This is a genomic window from Mesorhizobium sp. WSM3862, from assembly GCF_002294985.1.
Lineage (GTDB): Bacteria > Pseudomonadota > Alphaproteobacteria > Rhizobiales > Rhizobiaceae > Mesorhizobium.
Genome location: NZ_NSGE01000001.1, coordinates 69,342 through 88,989 on the forward strand (window position 1 = coordinate 69,342; position 19,648 = coordinate 88,989).

At 63.1% G+C, this 19,648-nt stretch carries 21 protein-coding genes; 18 read left to right on the forward strand and 3 right to left on the reverse strand.

Translation table 11 applies throughout. The features are described from left to right. Positions 1-17 precede the first annotated feature (17 nt). Positions 18-1,133, reverse strand: coding sequence for an alanine dehydrogenase (ald, locus tag CK224_RS00365; protein WP_067321621.1), 1,116 nt, complete (start codon positions 1,131-1,133; stop codon positions 18-20). A gap of 211 nt (positions 1,134-1,344) precedes the next feature. On the opposite strand from ald, the gene CK224_RS00370 reads away from it, so the two are divergent. Further along, positions 1,345-1,818: an Lrp/AsnC family transcriptional regulator gene (locus CK224_RS00370; protein ID WP_059188527.1), complete on the forward strand. Its 474-nt coding sequence runs from the start codon at positions 1,345-1,347 to the stop codon at positions 1,816-1,818. Positions 1,819-1,923: 105 nt separating this feature from the next. Here the strand turns inward: CK224_RS00370 and CK224_RS00375 are convergent, their stop codons facing one another. Next, positions 1,924-2,583, reverse strand: coding sequence for a 5-formyltetrahydrofolate cyclo-ligase (locus CK224_RS00375; protein WP_095780459.1), 660 nt, complete (start codon positions 2,581-2,583; stop codon positions 1,924-1,926). Between the two features lie 175 nt (positions 2,584-2,758). On the opposite strand from CK224_RS00375, the gene CK224_RS00380 reads away from it, so the two are divergent. Further along, positions 2,759-4,024 (forward strand): NAD(P)/FAD-dependent oxidoreductase, encoded by a 1,266-nt coding sequence (locus CK224_RS00380; RefSeq protein ID WP_095780460.1) that lies wholly within the window; start codon positions 2,759-2,761, stop codon positions 4,022-4,024. A 128-nt stretch (positions 4,025-4,152) separates the two neighbouring features. Further along, on the forward strand, positions 4,153-6,126 hold the full coding sequence (locus CK224_RS00385; protein ID WP_095780461.1) for a bifunctional 2',3'-cyclic-nucleotide 2'-phosphodiesterase/3'-nucleotidase: 1,974 nt from the start codon (positions 4,153-4,155) through the stop codon (positions 6,124-6,126). A 29-nt stretch (positions 6,127-6,155) separates the two neighbouring features. On the opposite strand, the gene CK224_RS00390 is transcribed toward CK224_RS00385, so the two are convergent. Next, a complete protein-coding gene (locus CK224_RS00390) occupies positions 6,156-6,452 on the reverse strand; it encodes a hypothetical protein (protein ID WP_095780462.1) in 297 nt (98 codons plus the stop codon). Positions 6,453-6,711: 259 nt separating this feature from the next. Between CK224_RS00390 and CK224_RS32235 the strand changes: the two genes are divergently transcribed. From CK224_RS32235 to lipA, 15 genes are all read left to right on the forward strand, one after another. After that, positions 6,712-6,846, forward strand: a complete 135-nt coding sequence (locus CK224_RS32235) for a hypothetical protein (RefSeq protein ID WP_259979787.1) — start codon at positions 6,712-6,714, stop codon at positions 6,844-6,846. Positions 6,847-6,950: 104 nt separating this feature from the next. Then, a complete protein-coding gene (locus CK224_RS00395) occupies positions 6,951-7,241 on the forward strand; it encodes a Dabb family protein (RefSeq protein ID WP_066989660.1) in 291 nt (96 codons plus the stop codon). A 70-nt stretch (positions 7,242-7,311) separates the two neighbouring features. Continuing rightward, complete coding sequence (locus CK224_RS00400; protein ID WP_095777643.1) at positions 7,312-8,187, forward strand: VOC family protein; 876 nt, start codon at positions 7,312-7,314, stop codon at positions 8,185-8,187. Next, the gene (gene kdsA, locus CK224_RS00405) at positions 8,184-9,026 is read left to right on the forward strand and encodes a 3-deoxy-8-phosphooctulonate synthase (protein WP_095780463.1); all 843 of its coding nucleotides are present in this window, start codon (positions 8,184-8,186) and stop codon (positions 9,024-9,026) included. Before CK224_RS00400 ends, kdsA begins: the two co-directional genes overlap by 4 nt. Before the next feature lie 79 nt (positions 9,027-9,105). Next, on the forward strand, positions 9,106-9,471 hold the full coding sequence (locus CK224_RS00410; RefSeq protein WP_066989666.1) for a PRC-barrel domain-containing protein: 366 nt from the start codon (positions 9,106-9,108) through the stop codon (positions 9,469-9,471). 391 nt (positions 9,472-9,862) lie between these two features. After that, positions 9,863-11,137, forward strand: a complete 1,275-nt coding sequence (gene eno, locus CK224_RS00415) for a phosphopyruvate hydratase (protein ID WP_066989668.1) — start codon at positions 9,863-9,865, stop codon at positions 11,135-11,137. A 167-nt stretch (positions 11,138-11,304) separates the two neighbouring features. Beyond that, positions 11,305-11,628, forward strand: coding sequence for a septum formation initiator family protein (locus tag CK224_RS00420; protein WP_095780464.1), 324 nt, complete (start codon positions 11,305-11,307; stop codon positions 11,626-11,628). Positions 11,629-11,806: 178 nt separating this feature from the next. Then, positions 11,807-12,853 (forward strand): pyruvate dehydrogenase (acetyl-transferring) E1 component subunit alpha, encoded by a 1,047-nt coding sequence (gene pdhA, locus CK224_RS00425; RefSeq protein ID WP_066989672.1) that lies wholly within the window; start codon positions 11,807-11,809, stop codon positions 12,851-12,853. Positions 12,854-12,866: 13 nt separating this feature from the next. Continuing rightward, the gene (locus CK224_RS00430; protein WP_066989674.1) at positions 12,867-14,258 is read left to right on the forward strand and encodes a pyruvate dehydrogenase complex E1 component subunit beta; all 1,392 of its coding nucleotides are present in this window, start codon (positions 12,867-12,869) and stop codon (positions 14,256-14,258) included. An 18-nt stretch (positions 14,259-14,276) separates the two neighbouring features. After that, positions 14,277-15,641, forward strand: coding sequence for a pyruvate dehydrogenase complex dihydrolipoamide acetyltransferase (locus tag CK224_RS00435; protein ID WP_095780465.1), 1,365 nt, complete (start codon positions 14,277-14,279; stop codon positions 15,639-15,641). Positions 15,642-15,656: 15 nt separating this feature from the next. After that, a complete protein-coding gene (locus CK224_RS00440; RefSeq protein WP_095780466.1) occupies positions 15,657-16,082 on the forward strand; it encodes a hypothetical protein in 426 nt (141 codons plus the stop codon). Further along, the gene (locus CK224_RS00445; protein WP_095780467.1) at positions 16,079-16,717 is read left to right on the forward strand and encodes an SGNH/GDSL hydrolase family protein; all 639 of its coding nucleotides are present in this window, start codon (positions 16,079-16,081) and stop codon (positions 16,715-16,717) included. The genes CK224_RS00440 and CK224_RS00445 overlap by 4 nt, the downstream gene beginning before the upstream one ends. A gap of 26 nt (positions 16,718-16,743) precedes the next feature. Beyond that, positions 16,744-18,189 (forward strand): dihydrolipoyl dehydrogenase, encoded by a 1,446-nt coding sequence (gene lpdA / locus CK224_RS00450; protein WP_066989683.1) that lies wholly within the window; start codon positions 16,744-16,746, stop codon positions 18,187-18,189. Positions 18,190-18,291: 102 nt separating this feature from the next. Then, on the forward strand, positions 18,292-18,549 hold the full coding sequence (locus tag CK224_RS00455; RefSeq protein ID WP_066989685.1) for a GlsB/YeaQ/YmgE family stress response membrane protein: 258 nt from the start codon (positions 18,292-18,294) through the stop codon (positions 18,547-18,549). Positions 18,550-18,679: 130 nt separating this feature from the next. Continuing rightward, complete coding sequence (lipA, locus tag CK224_RS00460) at positions 18,680-19,645, forward strand: lipoyl synthase (protein WP_066989925.1); 966 nt, start codon at positions 18,680-18,682, stop codon at positions 19,643-19,645. The last annotated feature ends 3 nt before the right edge of the window (positions 19,646-19,648 follow it).

Sequence of the window (19,648 nt, forward strand, 5' to 3'; positions counted from 1 at the left end):
TTACGTGACAAATAATTTCAGGCGGCCAGCACCGCCTTCGGTTCGACCATCTCGTAACCCAGCGCTTCGGCGACGGCACGATTGGTGATCTTGCCCTTGTGGACATTGAGGCCGTTGCGCAGGTGATGGTCGTCGACCAGCGCCTTCAGGCCCTTGTCGGCGAGCTGCAGGCCGTGATGCAGGGTGGCGTTGTTCAGCGCGTGTGCCGAGGTAACCGGAACCGCGCCCGGCATGTTGGCGACGCAGTAGTGGATCACGCCGTCGACCTCATAGGTCGGGTCGGCATGGGTCGTGGCGTGCGAGGTCTCGAAGCAGCCGCCCTGGTCGATGGCGACGTCGACGAGCACCGAGCCCTTCTTCATGCCGGAGAGCATTTCGCGGGTGACCAGCTTGGGTGCGGCAGCGCCCGGGATCAGCACGGCGCCGACGACGATGTCAGCCGAGAAGCACTCGTCTTCGAGCGCCTCGACGGTCGAGTAGCGGGTATGGACACGGCCGCCGAAAATGTCGTCGAGCTGGCGCAGGCGCGGGATCGAGCGGTCGATGATGGTGACGTCGGCGCCGAGGCCGGCAGCCATCTTGGCAGCGTGCAGGCCGACGACGCCGCCGCCGAGCACGGTGACCTTGCCTGGCAAAACGCCGGGAACGCCGCCGAGCAGCACGCCGCGGCCGCCATTGGCCTTCTGCAGCGCGGTCGCGCCGGCCTGGATCGACAGGCGGCCGGCGACTTCCGACATCGGCGCGAGCAGGGGAAGACCGCCGCGGTCGTCGGTGACCGTCTCATAGGCGATCGCCGTGACGCCCGAAGCGAGCAGGCCCTTGGTCTGCTCCGGATCCGGGGCGAGGTGGAGGTAGGTGTAGAGGATCTGGCCGTCGCGCAGCTGCACCCATTCGTTGGGCTGCGGTTCCTTGACCTTGACGATCATGTCCGACTTGGCGAACACGTCGGCGGCCGTCTTGGCGATCGTGGCGCCGGCGGCGCGATAGGCGTTGTCGTCGGCGCCTATGCCGGCGCCGGCGCCGGCCTCGACAAGCACTTCGTGGCCGTGCGCGACATATTCGCGAACCGAGCCGGGCGTCAGACCGACACGGTATTCATGGTTCTTGATTTCCTTGGGGCAGCCGACGCGCATCTTCTTCTCCTGTCCGGCCCTTGAAAGGGCGCTCTCCCTGACATTTCCGGGCATGCCGCCAATCCCAAAACCGCCGCGCAGTTGGGCGACATGCATGAGACGCAGTGAAGCATGAATCGTTCCGTATGTGTTTGCGAATGCACTTGCGGCAGCGTCCGGTCTTCGATAATCGTTGCGCAAAATGCCGGATTATTCGCAGGAATCCCGAAAAATGCCCCTCGATAGGATTGATATCGCCATTCTGGAGACCTTGCAGAAGGATGGCCGGATCCCCAATGCAGCGCTTGCCGAAAAGGTTGGGCTGTCACAGTCGGCCTGCTCCAGGCGCCTGGACAATCTGGAGAAATCCGGAACCATCCGCGGCTATCACGCGCGGCTGTCGAATGCCGCGCTCGGCCATCAGATGACGGCGATCGTGCATATATCGCTGTCGGGGCAGTTCGAGAAGACGCTGTCCGATTTCGAAGCGGCGATCAAACGCTGCCCGAACGTGCTTTCCTGCCATCTGATGTCGGGCGAATACGACTATATCCTGCGTATAGCGGCCAAGGACCTTGCCGACTATGAGCGCATCCACAAGGAATGGCTGTCGGCGATGCCGCATGTGACGAAGATCAACTCATCCTTCGCCCTGCGCGAGATCGTCGACAGGACAGCGGTGGGGTTGAGGCCGGAAATGGCATAGCTGAGGTCAGAGCGTTTCAGCGTTCCACCGCAACCCGAACCGCTCAATCTCTTTGCTTTGCGCAATTGCGGACGGAAACCGCTACACACTTTTCGTGGAACTGCCTTAGGCTCCGGCCGCCTCGGTGACCACCTTGGTCATCGGGATGTCGTGCGGTTGCGGATAGATGGTGGGAATGCGCTGCAATTCGTAGCCGACGCCGATCACCAGCGGCCTGAACGGCATGGCGGCGAGCGTACGATCGTAGAAACCGCCGCCATAGCCCAGCCGGTAGTTGCTGGGATCGATGCCGACCACAGGCGAGATCACGATATCGGGCAGGACAGGATCACCCTCGGCCGGGATCGGGATGTTCCAGACGCCCTTCTCCAGCCGGTCGCCCGGCGCGTAGGCGCGGAACACCAAAGGCTGGCCCTTCTCGATGACGACGGGCAGCGCGGTGCGGCCGCCGCGCGCATTGATCGACGCCATAAAGCCGCGCAGGTCCGGCTCGCCACGGAACGGCCAGTAGAGGCTGACCATAAGGCCGGCAACCTTGCCGACCAGCATATCGAGGCCCTCGGCAATCCGCTGTGACATTGCCGCGCGTGCATCTGCGGAAACCGCAAGCCGCGCGCCGATCAGCCGCTCACGCTCCGCCTTGCGCCAGCGCCGGACATCGGTCCAGTCCGACAGCGGCATCTGATAGGCCGGGTCGAGCTCATGCATGAAACAAGGCGGCGAAGCGTATTGGGCCGGGCCGTCGTCATCGCGTTTGTCAGACATGCTCCACTCCTATCGTTCTGCTCCACGCTATACCCGGGGTTCCGGGCCCGACATGCGCGTACACGACACCGGGCGACGACTCCCGGGCACTGACATGGCCCGCCGTGGCGTTGTTGCGGTGCACAAAAATGCTTACATCTAAGCAATCGGGTTGCTTTGGGCGAGGTGGCTGAAAATGGACGAAGCCAAGCATCATGTCGTGATCGTCGGCGCCGGGTTCGGCGGTCTCGAACTTACCCGCGCGCTGGCTGGCGCACCGGTGCGCATCACCATGATCGATAAGCGCAATCACCACTTGTTCCAGCCGCTGCTCTACCAGGTGGCGACCACCGCGCTGGCGACTTCCGAGATCGCCTGGCCGATCCGTCATCTTTTACGCAAGCGCAAGGATGTCACGACGCTTCTGGGTACGGTCATCGGTGTTGACCGCGCAGGCAAACGCGTGCTGCTCGATGACGGGAGCGCAGTCAGCTACGACACGCTGGTGCTCGCCACCGGCGCGCGCCACGCCTATTTCGGCCATGACGAATGGGAGCCATTCGCGCCCGGGCTGAAGACGCTGGAAGATGCCACCACCATCCGGCGCCGCATCCTGCTCGCCTTCGAGCAGGCCGAGCGCGAGATCGATCCCGCCAGGCGCCAGGCATTGCTGACGCTGGTCATCGTTGGCGGCGGACCGACCGGCGTGGAGCTTGCCGGCACCATTGCAGAGCTTGCGCAGGACACGCTGCGCGGCGAATTCCGCAATATCGACACGCGGCAGGCGCGCGTTGTGCTGATCGAAGCCGGTGACCGTGTGCTCGCCAATTTCGCACCGGAGCTCTCGGCCTATGCTCAAAAAGCGCTGGAGCGGCTTGGCGTGACGGTCGAGCTTGGCCGTGCCGTCACGCAGTTGGATGCCGAGGGCGTCGTCTTTGGCGATACCTACCTGCCGGCAAAGACGATTTTATGGGCAGCCGGCGTCGCCGCTTCGCCTGCGGCGGAATGGCTGGGAGCGCCCGCCGACCGGGCGGGCAGGGTGCTGGTCGAGCCCGATCTCACCGTGCCGGGCAGCCCCGACATATTCGTTATCGGCGATACGGCGCATCTGCTGCGACCGGACGGCAAGCCGGTACCGGGCGTGGCGCCGTCCGCCAAGCAGGAGGGCAGGCATGTTGCGGCGACGATCAAAGCGAGACTCGATGGCGACGCAACGCCACGCCCTTTCCGCTACAAGCATGCCGGCGACCTGGCGACGATCGGCAAACGCGCGGCCGCCATCGATTTCGGCTGGATCAAGCTCACCGGCTGGCTCGCATGGTGGCTCTGGGGGATAGCGCACATTTATTTCCTGATCGATTTTCGCAATCGGCTCGCGGTGTCGCTCAGTTGGCTGTGGATATATTTTACCGGGCAGCGCAGCGCGCGCCTGATCACTCAGGGTGACGACGACAAGAGCTGATTGCTTTTCATCGACGCGTCACCGTGTCGTGATCAACAGGCATCCAACAGACATGGACTCGAAATGCCTTCGACGGCATGTTCCGATTGGGGGGCAGGGCATGTCGCGTTGTCTAAGAGGAGGAAACAATGTCACTTTTGCCCGTCTCCCGCCGCGAATTCCTGGCCGGAGCCGCCGCCAGCGGAGCGCTGATCATGCTGCATCCGTTCTCCGCCCGTGCCGCAGCCAATCAGGCGCATCTGAGGATCATGGAGACGACCGACATCCATGTCAATTTGCTGCCCTATGATTATTACGCCGACAAAGCGAACGACACGATGGGCCTGTCGCGCACGGCCTCGCTGATCGACGGGGTGCGCAAGCAAGCCACCAATGCGATGCTGATCGACAATGGCGACCTGTTGCAGGGCAATCCGATGGGCGACTACATCGCCTATGAAAAGGGCATGAAGGACGGCGACCTGCATCCGATCATGAAGGGCATGAACCTGCTCGGCTATGAATGCTCGACGCTCGGCAACCACGAATTCAACTACGGCCTGTCCTTCATGGACAAGGTGTTGGCCGGCGCCAATTTCCCCTTCGTGTGCGCCAACCTGATCCGGGGCACGACGCTCGCCACGAACCCGCGCGACGACAAGCTCTACCTCAAGCCCTATGTCATACTCGACAAGAAGATCAAGGACGGTTCCGGCGCTGAGCAACCGATCAAGATCGGGGTCATCGGTTTCGTGCCTCCGCAGATCATGGTCTGGGACCTGAAAAACCTGGAAGGCAACGTCCAGACCCGCGACATTGTCCAGGCGGCCAAGGCCTGGGTACCGCAAATCCGCGAGGAGGGCGCCGACATCGTCATTGCGCTTTCGCATTCCGGCATCGATATCAAGCAGGGCGAAATGATGGAGAACGCCTCCTTCTTCGTCGCCGGCGTCGAAGGCATCGACGCGGTCTTCACCGGGCACCAGCATCTCGTCTTCCCCGGCAAGAAGGATTTCCAGGCGCTGGAAGGCGTCGACACCGAAAAAGGCACTCTGCAGGGCAAGCCGGCGGTGATGGGCGGCTTCTGGGGCTCGCATATGGGCCTGATCGACCTGCTTCTTGAGCGCGACGGCTCGAAATGGCGCGTCGTCTCGGCCACCTCCGAGGCGCGGCCGATCTATGAGCGGGTCGACAGCAAGAACAAGGCTACGGTCGGCGACGACAAGCGCATCATCGCGGCGCTCGAGCAGGATCACGAGGCGACGCTCGCCTATGTCCGCCGCCCCGTCGGCAAGACGTCCGCGCCGCTCTATTCCTATTTCGCTTTGGTCGCCGACGATCCATCGGTGCAGATCGTCAATCAGGCGCAGAGCTGGTATCTCAAGGATATTCTGAAGAGCACAGAGTGGAAGGACGTGCCGCTCCTCTCTGCGGCGGCACCATTCAAGGCAGGCGGCCGCAACGGCGCCGACTACTATACCGACGTCCCTGTCGGCGATATCGCCATCAAGAACGTCGCCGATCTCTATCTTTATCCGAACACCGTGCGCGCGGTCGAAATCACCGGCTCGCAAGTCAAGGAATGGCTGGAGATGTCGGCCGGCATCTTCAACAGGATCGAGCCCGGGAAGGCGGATCAGCCGCTGATCAACACCGATTTCCCCTCCTACAATTTCGACGTCATCGATGGCATCACCTACAAGATCGACCTGTCGCAGCCGCCGAAATACGATACCAAGGGCGCCGTCGCCAATGCCGGCTCCAGCCGCATCGTCGATCTTAAATTCGCCGGCAAGCCGCTCGATCCGGCAGCGAAATTCGTGGTTGCCACCAACAACTACCGCGCTGGCGGCGGCGGCAATTTCCCCGATATCAATGCTTCAAAGATCATCTACGAGGCGCCGGACACCAACCGCGACGTGATCGTGCGCTACGTCATCAGCGAGGGCACGATCAATCCGTCGGCGGACGACAACTGGTCGTTCGCGCCGCTGCCTGGAACCAGCGTTGTCTTCGAGACCGGACCCAAGGCCAAGGATTTCATCGGTCAGGTGAAGTCGCTGAAGATCGAGCCGGCGGGCGAGGGTGAGGCGGGGTTTGCCAAATACCGCATTACCCTTTGACGTTGCGCGGCCGGGCCGGCCTGATTTGGCTAAGGCGAAGGGGTGGTCGCGGGCGTGGTGAGCGGCCCGGGGAAGGCCGGCTGGATCGACGTGCCGAGCGGATCGCTGGGCACGGTCAGCGGCGCCATTCCTCTCGGGTGGCGAATCTCCTGGATGGTCGATGTCGGCGTGTTGTTGACAAGGTCGCTGGCCCCCGGTGTCAGCGTCGGGGCAGTCAGCACGCCCAGCGGGTCATTGGTGACTGTGGGCAAGGATACTTTTGCGTCAGCCGCACTTGCCGAGATCACGGCAAGCAGCAGCACGGCGACGGCTACGGTGCGGTTCAAGGAAGCCTCCTGTTGCGAACGACGCTCGGCGCTCGCCCGAGGATGCAGTGACGGCGCCGGACAGCCGGAAAAATGCCGGATGTCCGATCGCGGTTGCATCACGTTCGCATGAGACATTTGTGCTCGCACCGCAGCTCTCCAGGTAGCCCTGGCTGGGTCCCATGACGCCGGAAAGGTGCGTCGATTACAAAGCGGTGAATTGGAACGATTGCCGTGAAGGCGCTCTGGTTCGGTTTGAGGACATACGCTAGCTTTAGCCATGCGTTATGTGATCGTTATCGTCGCCATCACGTTCTTCCTGATCTGGGACGGCCTCTACAACCAGGGCCAATATCTCGACGCGACCGTCAGGGAGATGTCGCGCATCGTGCGTTACGTCACCGGCGCTGCCTGAGGCCCCGACGCTGCCGCTCGAACAGCGGGCGCGACATCGTTGCCGGTTGACGCGACGGCCTTGCTCCCACAAAACGCGTTCATCCGTCGATCAAGGAGGCTGGGTTGATCCGGCACATCGTTTTCTTCAGCGTGCGGCGCAAGGAGGATGTGGAGGCCGTCCGGTCAGGTCTTCAGGAACTGGGCAAGATTCCACATTCGAAACACTTCGAGGTGACGCTCAATACCAAGGTCGATTTGTTCTCAAACGCGATCGACGTGGTCGTCTATGCCGAATTCGAGGACGAGGCAGCGCTCGCGGCCTACCGGGCGCATCCGATCTATGCGGAGACGACCGGCAGGGTTAAACCGTTGCGCGAGCTGCGTTATTCGGCCGACGTCGTGGCCGCCGCCTGAGCCACGCCGTCCGCTCGCCTTCGACGCCAGGCCTTGAACCGATTTCCGCAATGGTGCACACCGCGCCGGCATGACGAAAACTTCGCCCCATCCGCTCGACCATCTCGTTCTGCCCACGCAGAGCCTCGACATTGCAAGGCAGCGCCTCTCGTCGCTCGGCTTCTTCGTCGCGCCGACCGGCGTCCATCCTTTCGGGACTGAGAACGCTTGTGTTTTCTTCGCCGACGGCACCTTTCTGGAACCGCTGGCCGTCGGCGATGACAAAACGGCCGATCGGGCGATGGGCGAGGGCAACGTCTTCGTCGCGCGCGACCGCCTTTACCGCAGCAGGCTTGGCGACGAGGGCTTCTCCGCGGTCGTCTTCGGGACCGCCGATGCAGATGCCGACCACGCGCGCTATGTCGAAGCAGGGCTGTCGGCAGGCAACATGTTGAGCTTTTCGCGCGCCTTCACCGACACCACGGGCAAAAGCGACACGGCATCGTTCAAACTGGCATTCGCGGCCGATAGAAAAGCACCGGACGCATTCCTGTTCGCCTGCCAGCGCATCAACGCGCCGCAGATCGACCGCACCGCACTGCAGGCACATGCCAATGGCGTGACCGGCATCGTCGAGATCGTGGCGGTGAGCGACGAGCCTTCGAGCCAGAGGGGACTGATATCGATCGCTGCCGGCCAGGGCGCGAGCGACGGCGACAGGACTGACCTGCCAAACGCGACCCTGGCCGTTCTGACGCCCGACGCTTTTGTCGCACGGTTCGGTGCTTCGGCAGGGCAGCCTTCGGACCTGCGTTTTGCGGCCGTCATCTTTGCGATACACAGCGTCGCCGCAGCCACCCAGCTACTTGCGGCCAACGCCATAGAGCACGACATGAGCGGCGACGATGTCGTCGTGCCGTCGGCACCCGGTCAGGGCGCAGCCTTCATCTTTCGGGAGATCCCATGAGCGAGCCCCTTGCGCCCAATGCCGCGGTAAGCGTCGGCAAGGTCGTTTTCGCCAACAATGCGCCCCTGTCGCTGATCGCAGGCCCCTGTCAACTCGAGTCGCGCCAGCATGCCTTCGACATGGCCGGCGCGCTGAAGGAACTGACCATCAGGCTCGGCATCGGGCTGGTGTACAAGACGAGCTACGACAAGGCCAACCGCACCGCGCTCGGCGGCGCGCGCGGTGCCGGGCTCGAGGCGGCGATGCCGATCTTCGACGCTCTGCGCAAGGAGTTCGGACTGCCGGTGCTGACCGACGTCCACACCGAGGAGCAATGCGCATTGGTCGCGCCGCATGTGGATGTGCTGCAGATACCGGCCTTTCTCAGCCGGCAGACGGATCTGCTGATTGCGGCGGCGCGCACCGGCAAGGTGGTGAACGTCAAGAAGGGTCAGTTCCTGGCGCCATGGGACATGAAGAATGTCGTCGCCAAGGTCACCGGTTCCGGCAACGCCAACGTGCTGGTCACCGAGCGCGGCGCCTCCTTCGGCTACAACGCACTGGTGTCGGACATGCGAGCGCTGCCGATCATGGCCGAGATCGGCGCGCCGGTGATCTTCGACGCCACCCATTCCGTGCAGCAGCCGGGCGGGCAGGGCGGCTCGACCGGTGGCGAACGACGCTTCGTCGAGACCCTCGCGCGCGCCGCCGTGGCGATCGGCGTTGCCGGCGTGTTCATCGAAACCCACCAGGATCCGGACAACGCCCCCTCCGACGGCCCCAACATGGTGCCCTTGAAGAATCTTCCCACATTGCTGGAAAGGCTGATGGCGTTCGATCGGATCGCCAAGAGGCCGTAGCAGGGCAGCCGAAAATCTGGAACCTTCGCCCGCTCCCCTCATTGTCCACAACGGACAAGCAAATGAGAGGAGCACAACAATGACCACTCCGTCTGGCCACACCGAAGCCATTGCCGCCTCGCGCGTCATCGGCACCTCGGTCTACAACACCGCCGGCGACAGCATCGGCAGCATCGAGGACGTGATGCTCGACAAGATGTCGAACGGGATCATGTTCGCGGTCATCGGCTTCGGCGGCTTCCTCGGCATGGGCGAGAAGTATCACGCCATTCCGTGGGCAAGCCTCGACTATGATGAAAACATGGGCGGCTACGTCGTGCCTTTCACGAAGGAACAGCTCAAGGCGGCACCGGCCTACTCGATCGAGGAATTGACCGGCGCCGACGGTGAAGCGGCCCGCGACGCATCCTTCGAATACTACCACGTGAAGCCTTACTGGCACTGATCGGCCTGAGCGGCTGCCTCCAGAATCGAGAAGGCCCCCGGGTCCGGGGGCCTTCGAGCGTTGAGGAACCTATTCAGCGGTCCGAAGGGTGGATAGCTCCGTGGAGTTCTGCTGAGGCTTCTGAGTGTCACAGGACGTCAGGAACGCCGCCGCGATCAGGAACAAACTCACGATACCGCTCAACTGGGACATGGCGAAACTCCTCGTGTTTCGCCCCGCGCAAATACGACCATAAATCAGAAGGGTGAGTCGCGCGCATGACTAATGATGACAAAGATTTGCGCTTCGTGAATCTTGTCGCCGGCAATTATTGCGGACCGCCCAATTGCCTTTTGCCGGGCTTTGGCTAAGAGGGGCGCGACGCTTCAATCGATCAATCGGGGACATCGCAATGACCGCCATCATCGACATTGTCGGGCGTGAAATCCTGGACAGCCGTGGAAATCCGACCGTCGAGGTCGACGTGGTGCTGGAAGACGGCTCGATGGGCCGCGCCGCCGTTCCGTCGGGCGCCTCGACCGGCGCGCATGAGGCGGTCGAGCTGCGCGACGGCGGGCCGCGCTATCTCGGCAAGGGAGTCCAGGGCGCCGTCGAGGCCGTGAACGGCGAGTTGTTCGAGGCGATCGGCGGCATGGAAGCCGAGAACCAGATCCATATCGACCAGACGATGATCGAGCTCGACGGCACTCCGAACAAGAGCCGGCTCGGCGCCAACGCCATCCTCGGCGTGTCGCTGGCGGTGGCCAAGGCCGCCGCCGAGGCCGCCGGGCTGCCGCTCTACCGCTATGTCGGCGGCGCCAAGGCGCACATCCTGCCGGTGCCGATGATGAACATCATCAATGGCGGCGCTCATGCCGACAACCCGATCGACTTTCAGGAATTCATGATCCTGCCGGTCGGCGCGCCGACGCTGCGCGACGGCGTGCGTTGGGGCTCCGAAATCTTCCATACGCTGAGGAAGAAGCTGAAGGATGCCGGCCACAACACCAATGTCGGCGACGAGGGCGGTTTCGCCCCCAACCTGAAGAGCGCGCCGTCGGCCCTCGATTTCATCATGGAATCGATCGAGAAGGCCGGCTTCAAGCCGGGCGAGGACGTGGCGCTCGGCCTCGACTGCGCGGCGACCGAGTTCTTCAAGGACGGCAACTACGTCTATGAGGGCGAGAAGAAGACCCGCGATCCGAAGGCGCAGGCCAAATACCTCGCCAAGCTCGCTTCCGATTATCCGATCGTCACCATCGAGGACGGCCTTGCCGAGGACGATTGGGAGGGCTGGAAATACCTGACCGATCTGATCGGCAAGAAGACCCAATTGGTCGGCGACGATCTGTTTGTCACCAACACGGCGCGACTGCGCGACGGTATCCGCATGGGCGTCGCCAACTCGATCCTGGTCAAGGTCAACCAGATCGGCTCGCTCACCGAAACGCTCGACGCGGTCGAGACCGCGCACAAGGCCGGCTACACCGCCGTCATGTCGCACCGCTCGGGCGAGACCGAGGATTCGACCATTGCCGACCTCGCAGTCGCCACCAACTGCGGGCAGATCAAGACCGGCTCGCTGTCGCGCTCAGACCGCATGGCCAAGTACAACCAGCTCATCCGGATCGAGGAAGAGCTCGGCCGGCAGGCGCGCTACGCCGGCAAGTCGGTGGTCAAGGGCTGATCCGGACAAACTGTCTTGGCTGTTGAAAGAGGCGGAGAGGCGGGTTTCCCCGCCTCTTTTTGTTTCGGCAAGTCTCAGTCCAGCCAACCGTAACCGTCCATTAAGCACAATCGGGCGAAAAAAGACTCGAACAGCCGCTTGCGCTCGCGGCCGAAAGGGGTCGGGTCATGTGGACACGTCAGCACAAGCAGAGAAACACCGGCAAGCTGATCGTTCCGTCGCTCTGCGTGCTGTTTCTCGCCTATTTCGGCTTCCATGCCTATCACGGTGAGTTCGGCATCTACTCCAAATATCGGCTGCAGGCCCAGGCGGCCGAACTCCAGACTCAGCTCGACGCAGTCAAGGCGCGCCGGATCGACTTCGAACGTCGTGTCCAGCTCATGCATGAAGGCACGCTGGAAAAGGACATGCTTGACGAGCAGGCCCGAAAGGCGCTCAATCTGTCCCATCGGGACGAAATCACCATCATGCTGCCGGCTTCGGCAAAATAACCGAATTTCGGTTAATCAAACTTATTTGCAATGATTCTAATCGCTTAGGATGCATGTCAGCCATGCATTTTTCAGCATGGCGCATTGCATTCTTGCGTGTTAGCCTCGCTCAAATCGGTGGGGAGACGGGTCGCTCTCCCTTGAATGTCCGCGAAGAGACGCCAACAGGGAGTGATGTATGGCCACCGCCGCCAGAAAAGCGCCTGCCAAGTCCAAATCCAGATCCGACGGCAAATCGTCGGCCCTTTCCACCCCCAAGCCAGCCGACTTCACCAAAGAAGAAGAGCTCTCCGCCTACCGGCACATGCTGCTCATTCGCCGCTTCGAGGAGAAGGCGGGCCAGCTTTACGGCATGGGCTTTATCGGCGGCTTCTGCCACCTCTATATCGGCCAGGAGGCCGTCGTTACCGGCATGAAGATGGCGCTGATCGAGGGCGACCAGATGATCACCGCCTATCGCGACCATGGCCACATGCTGGCGATGGATCTGTCGCCGCGCGGCGTGATGGCCGAGCTCACCGGGCGCCGTGGCGGCCTGTCGAAAGGCAAGGGCGGCTCGATGCACATGTTCTCCAAGGAGAAGCATTTCTATGGCGGCCACGGCATCGTGGGCGCGCAGGTGTCGCTGGGCACAGGCCTGGCCTTCGCCAACCGCTACCGCGACAACAAGAATGTCTCGCTGACCTATTTCGGGGACGGCGCCGCCAACCAGGGCCAGGTCTATGAAAGCTTCAACATGGCCTCGCTGTGGAAGCTGCCGGTAATCTACATCATCGAGAACAATCGCTACGCCATGGGCACATCGGTGTCGCGCTCATCCGCCGAGACCGACTTCTCCAACCGCGGCGCTTCCTTCAAGATTCCCGGCATCCAGGTCGACGGCATGGACGTTCGCGCGGTCAAGGCAGCCGGCGACGTCGCCGCCGAATGGTGCCGCGGCGGCAACGGCCCGCTGATCCTCGAGATGCAGACCTATCGCTATCGCGGGCATTCGATGTCCGACCCGGCGAAGTATCGCTCCAAGGAAGAAGTGCAGAAGATGCGCTCGGAGCACGACCCGATCGAACAGGTCAAGGCGCGCCTGATAGATAAGAAGTGGGCGAGCGAAGACGATCTCAAGGCCGTCGACAAGGAGGTCCGCGACATCGTCGCCGACGCCGCCGAATTTGCCCAGCACGACGCCGAGCCGGATCCGTCCGAGCTCTGGACCGACATCGTACTCTAAGGAGGGCACGGACATGCCGATCGAAATTCTCATGCCCGCTCTCTCGCCGACGATGGAAGAGGGCAATCTTTCCAAGTGGTTGAAGAACGAAGGCGACAAGGTCGTCGCCGGCGACGTCATCGCCGAGATCGAGACCGACAAGGCGACGATGGAAGTCGAAGCCGTCGATGAAGGCACGCTCGCCAAGATCGTTGTTCCGGCCGGCACCGAAGGCGTCAAGGTCAACGCGTTGATCGCCGTGCTTGCGGTCGACGGTGAAGACGTCGACAAGGCCGGCGAAGGCATCGGCGAAGAAGAGCCCAAGGCTGAAGCGGCCGCGCCGGCACCGGCGCCCGCCGCGGCCAAAAGCGAGGCGGCTGCGCCTGTCGCCGCCGCGCCGAAGGCGGAAGTCGCGGCCGATCCGGACATCCCTGCCGGCACCGAAATGGTCTCGACCACGGTGCGCGAGGCGCTGCGTGACGCGATGGCCGAGGAAATGCGCCGCGACGGCGACGTCTTCGTCATGGGCGAGGAAGTTGCCGAATACCAAGGCGCCTACAAGATCACACAAGGCCTGCTGCAGGAATTCGGCCCGCGCCGCGTCGTCGACACCCCGATCACCGAGCACGGCTTTGCCGGCGTCGGCGTCGGCGCAGCCATGGCAGGCCTGAAGCCGATCGTCGAGTTCATGACCTTCAACTTCGCCATGCAGGCGATCGACCAGATCATCAATTCGGCCGCCAAGACGCTCTATATGTCCGGCGGCCAGATGGGCGCACCGATCGTCTTCCGCGGCCCGAACGGTGCGGCCGCCCGCGTCGCCGCCCAGCACTCGCAGTGCTACGCCGCCTGGTACAGCCACATCCCCGGGCTGAAGGTGGTGATGCCCTACACGGCAGCCGACGCCAAGGGCTTGCTCAAAGCCGCGATCCGCGATCCGAACCCGGTCATCTTCCTCGAGAACGAAATCCTCTACGGCCAGTCCTTCGACGTGCCGAAGCTCGACGATTTCGTGCTGCCGATCGGCAAGGCGCGCATCCACAAGCAGGGCAAGGACGTCACCATCGTCTCCTTCGGCATCGGCATGACCTATGCGGTCAAGGCCGAGGCCGAACTGCGCGGCATGGGCATTGATGCCGAAATCATCGATTTGAGAACCGTCCGTCCGCTCGACTTCGATACCATCATCGCTTCAGTCAAGAAGACCAACCGGCTGGTCGTGGTGGAGGAAGGCTTCCCGCAGAGCTCGGTCGGTGATCACATCGCCAGCCAGGTGTCGCAGCGCGCCTTCGACTTCCTCGATGCGCCGGTCATCACCATCGCCGGCAAGGACGTGCCGATGCCTTACGCGGCGAACCTCGAAAAGCTGGCGTTGCCCAATGTCGGCGAGGTCGTCGAGGCGGTCAAAGCCGTCACCTATCGCTGAGCCGGTCGGGAGGACAACATGCCAATCAACATCACCATGCCGGCTCTCTCGCCCACGATGGAAGAGGGCAATCTCGCCAAGTGGCTGGTCAAGGAAGGCGATCATGTTGCGCCCGGTGACGTGATCGCGGAGATCGAGACCGACAAGGCGACGATGGAAGTCGAAGCGGTCGATGAGGGCACAGTCGCCAAGCTCGTCGTTCCGGCAGGCACCGAAGGCGTCAAGGTCAATGCGGTGATCGCCATTCTGGCAGGCGAAGGCGAGGACGCCGGTGCTGCCGCAAAGAGCGATGGCGGTGCGGCGCCCAAGGCGGAGGCTCCGAAAGCAGACCCTGCGAAGGCCGAGGCGCCCAAGGAAGCGCCGAAGCCGGCGGCCGCGCCGGCGAAGGCCGAGCCTGCACCGGTCGCCAACGGCCACGCCGGCGGCGAGCGCGTGTTCGCCTCCCCGCTTGCCCGCCGCATCGCCAAGGATGCCGGTGTCGACGTGAAGGGGCTTAGTGGCTCCGGTCCGCATGGCCGCGTGGTGAAGGCCGATGTCGAGGCGGCGATCGCTTCCGGCGGCGCCAAGGCTGCGCCTGCCGGCAAGGCTCCTGCCGGTGCGCCCGCAGGCGCTCCTGCCCCGGCGCCGAAGCCGATGTCGGACGATCAGGTGCTGAAGCTGTTCGCGGAAGGCTCTTACGAACTCGTTCCGCACGACAATATGCGCAAGACCATTGCGCGCCGGCTGGTCGAGGCCAAGAGCACCATTCCGCATTTCTATCTGACGCTCGACTGCGAGCTCGATGCGCTGCTCGCGCTGCGCACGCAGCTCAACGCCGCGGCCCCAATGCGGAAAACCGAGAAGGGCGAGGTCCCGGCCTACAAGCTCTCGGTCAATGACATGGTGATCAAGGCGATGGCGATGGCGCTGATGGCGGTGCCGGACGCCAACGCCTCCTGGACCGACAACGCCATGGTCAAGCACAAGCATGCCGATGTCGGCGTCGCCGTCTCGATCCCCGGCGGCCTGATCACGCCGATCATCCGCCACGCAGACGAAAAGACGCTGTCCGTCATCTCCAATGAGATGAAAGATCTGGCAAGCCGTGCCCGCAGCCGCAAGCTGAAGCCCGAGGAATACCAGGGCGGCACCACGGCCGTGTCCAATCTCGGCATGTTCGGCGTCAAGGATTTTGCCGCCGTGATCAACCCGCCGCACGCCACGATCCTTGCGGTCGGCGCCGGCGAGGAGCGCGCCATCGTGAAGAAAGGCGAGATCAAGATCGCGACCATGATGTCGGTGACGCTGTCGACCGATCACCGCGCCGTCGACGGCGCGCTCGGTGCGGAGCTGCTCGGCGCCTTCAAGCGCATGATCGAAAACCCGATGGGCATGCTGGTGTAGGAAGGGAAAAAGGCGGTGCGGAATTTCTTCACCAGCCTTTTCGCCTTCATTCTTTCCGGTCTGGCCGGCGTACTTGTCGTTCAAGAGCTGGCGGTCATCACCGGCGCGACAGAGGAATGCATTCTGGTCTTCGCGGCCACGGTGATGATCGTCGTTGTGGTCACGGTCGCCTTCTTCCTCGTTCAATTCCGAGGCAAGCCGGTGCGGGCGCTCGGCGGGATGCTGTGGCTGCTGCTTGCGCTTTTCTGTCTCGGGCTGCTGGCGCTGGTGGGCTGCACGTTTTCGGTGCCGGCCGAGAGCCGGGCGACCGCAGATGACCTTTCGATCGTTGCCGGGCTGATCCTGCCGGGCGTAGCGGCGATCATCGTGCAATGGCTGTTCGTGCGCTGGCGGCTCAAGCGCTCGGCGGCGGGGTTCGGCAGGGGTGGGGCAAGCGCATGAAGACTATTCTCTGTTACGGCGACTCGCTGACCTGGGGCTACGACGCTGGCAGCCTCGGGCGCCATGCGCTGGGGGACCGCTGGCCCAGCGTGCTCAAGACGGCGCTGGGCGACGGCATCGAGGTCATCGCCGAAGGGCTGAACGGCCGCACCACCGCCTTTGACGATCACCTCGCCGGTGCCGACCGCAACGGCGCGAGAACGCTGCCGACGATCCTTACGACGCACGCGCCGCTCGACCTGATCATCATCATGCTGGGCGCCAACGACATGAAGCCGTGGATCCACGGCAATCCCGTAGCCGCAAAGCAGGGCATGCAGCGCCTGATCGATATCGTGCGCGGCCACGACTATCCGTTCGACTGGCCGGCTCCGCAGATTCTCATTGTCGCGCCGCCCGCGGTGACGCGCACCGAGAATGCCGAATTCAAGGAAATGTTCGCCGGCGGCGATGACGCCTCGAAGCGGCTGGCGCCGCAGTACTCTTCGCTTGCCGACGAGGCCGGCTGCGGCTTCTTCGACGCCGGCACCGTGGCGACGACCACGCCGCTCGACGGTGTCCATCTCGATGAGGAAAACACGCGGCGGATCGGTCAGGCACTGGCCCCCCTCGTGCGTGTGATGCTTTCATTCTAACCCCAAGAAAAATCAGGGAGAAACCCGTGGCTGAGAACTACGACGTCATCATCATCGGCTCAGGCCCCGGCGGCTATGTCACCGCGGTGCGTTCCGCCCAGCTCGGCTTCAAGACGGCGATCGTCGAGCGCGAGCATCTCGGCGGTATCTGCCTCAACTGGGGTTGCATCCCGACCAAGGCGCTTCTGCGCTCGGCGGAGATCATGCATTATTCGGACCATCTCAAGGATTACGGCCTGAAGCTCGACGGCAAGGTCAGCCCCGACACCGCTGCCGTCGTCGACCGCTCGCGAAAGGTTTCGCTCAGGCTGAATGGCGGCGTCGCCTTCCTGATGAAGAAGAACAAGGTCGACGTCATTTGGGGTGAGGCGAAACTCTCAAAGCCGGGTGAGATCGTCGTCTCCAAGACCGCCAAGAAGCCGATGGAGCCGCAGCCGCCGGTGCCGAAAGGCGTCAAGGTCGAGGGAACCTATACCGCCAAACACATTATCCTGGCGACCGGCGCCAGGCCGCGTGCGCTGCCGGGCATCGAGCCGGACGGCAAGCTGATCTGGACCTATTTCGAGGCAATGGTGCCGAAGGAGATGCCGAAGTCGCTGCTGGTGATGGGCTCGGGCGCCATCGGCATCGAGTTCGCTTCCTTCTACCGCACCATGGGCGCCGAGGTGACGGTTGTAGAGCTGCTGCCGGCGGTGATGCCGGTCGAGGATGCCGAGGTCTCGAAATTCGCGCAGAAACAGTTCGAGAAGCAAGGCATGAAGATCCTGCTCGAGGCCAAGGTGACCAAGGTCGAGAAATCTGCCAACTCGGTCACCGCGCATGTCGAGATGAAGGACGGCAAGGTCGAGAAGATCACCGCCGACCGCATGATCTCGGCCGTCGGCGTGCAAGGCAATATCGAGGGCCTCGGCCTCGAGGCGCTTGGCGTCAAGACGGATCGCGGCTGTGTCGCGGTCGACGGCTACGGCAGGACGAACGTGCCCGGCATCTATGCCATCGGCGATGTGGCCGGGCCGCCGATGCTCGCCCACAAGGCCGAGCACGAGGGCGTGATCTGCGTCGAGAAGATCGCCAATATCCCGGGCGTGCACGCCATCGACAAGCTGAAGATCCCGGGCTGCACCTATTGCAGCCCGCAGGTCGCCTCGGTCGGCCTGACCGAAGCCAAGGCCAAGGCCGAGGGCAAGGACATCCGCGTCGGTCGCTTCCAGTTCGGCGCCAACGGCAAAGCCATCGCGCTCGGCGAGGACCAGGGCTTCATCAAGACCATCTTCGACAAGAAGACCGGGCAGCTGCTGGGCGCGCATATGATCGGCGCCGAGGTGACCGAGCTCATCCAGGGTTTCGTCGTGGCGATGAACTTGGAGACCACAGAGGAAGAGCTGATGCACACGATCTTCCCGCATCCGACCCTGTCGGAGATGATGAAGGAAAGCGTGCTCGACGCCTATGGCCGCGCTTTGAACGCATGATAGACTGCTTGCGCGAGACTCAGACGCGGCAGCCGGAGGATTCTGAGGGCAAAGCAGTTCGTATCCGGATGCATTTTCACCTGATCAAGGAGGAATTGGCATATGGACGTGAATGGCGTGGGCTGGATAGCAGCCATCATCATTGGAGGCTTGGCCGGATGGCTCGCCGAAATGGTCATGAAGAGCAACACCGGCATCCTCATGAACATCATTTTGGGTATCGTCGGCGCGATCGTTCTCAATGCGATCTTACAGGCTCTCAACATCCAGTCCTTCGGCGCCGGCTGGTTCGCGTATTTGATCACCGGTTTCATCGGCGCCTGCCTGCTGATCTTTGTCGGCCGGCTGGTACGGCGCTGAGCCCCAGCGAAGTCCGTTATGCGAAAATGGCCGTGGCGGCATGCGCCGGCGTGGCCTTTTTCTTTATTCCGAAAAGTCCTAGATGACGCAGACAGGCGGCCGCGATGCGGGCGGCCGCGAAGGGTTCGAAATGGTCACTGTTCTCGACACGATCGCCAATGCGCCGCGCCCGCGGCATCCCGAAAAGGCGCACAGGCCGGACCAGGAAGTGCTGCGCAAGCCGGACTGGATCCGCGTCAAGGCGCCGGTTTCGAAGGGTTACGCCGAGACGCGCGAGATCGTGAAGTCGCACAAGCTGGTGACGGTGTGCGAGGAGGCCGGATGCCCGAACATCGGTGAATGCTGGGACAAGAAGCACGCCACCTTCATGATCATGGGCGAGATCTGCACGCGCGCCTGCGCCTTCTGCAATGTCGCCACCGGCATCCCGACCGCCCTCGACGCGGATGAGCCGGCGCGTGTCGCCCATGCGGTCAAGCAGATGGGCCTCAGCCACGTCGTCATCACCTCTGTCGACCGCGACGACCTCGACGACGGCGGCGCGCAGCATTTCGCCGACGTCATCCACGCCATCCGCGCCGCCGCGCCTTCAACGACGATCGAGATCCTGACGCCCGACTTCCTGCGCAAGGACGGCGCACTTGAGATCGTCGTTGCGGCCAAGCCCGACGTCTTCAACCACAATCTGGAAACCGTGCCGTCGAATTACCTGACGGTGCGGCCGGGCGCCCGCTACTTCCACTCGATCCGGCTGCTGCAGCGCGTGAAAGAACTCGATCCGTCGATCTTCACCAAGTCCGGCATCATGGTCGGCCTCGGCGAGGAGCGGAACGAAGTGCTGCAGCTCATGGATGACCTGCGTTCGGCAAATGTCGACTTCATGACCATCGGCCAATACCTGCAGCCTTCGAAGAAGCACCATCCGGTGATCCGCTTCATCACGCCGGACGAGTTCAAGTCCTTTGAGACGATCGGCAAGACGAAGGGCTTCCTGCTGGTCGCTTCGAGCCCGCTGACGCGCTCCTCGCATCATGCCGGCGAGGATTTCGCCAGGCTGCGCGCGGCGCGCGAGGCGCAGCTCAAGAAAGCCAGCTGACGC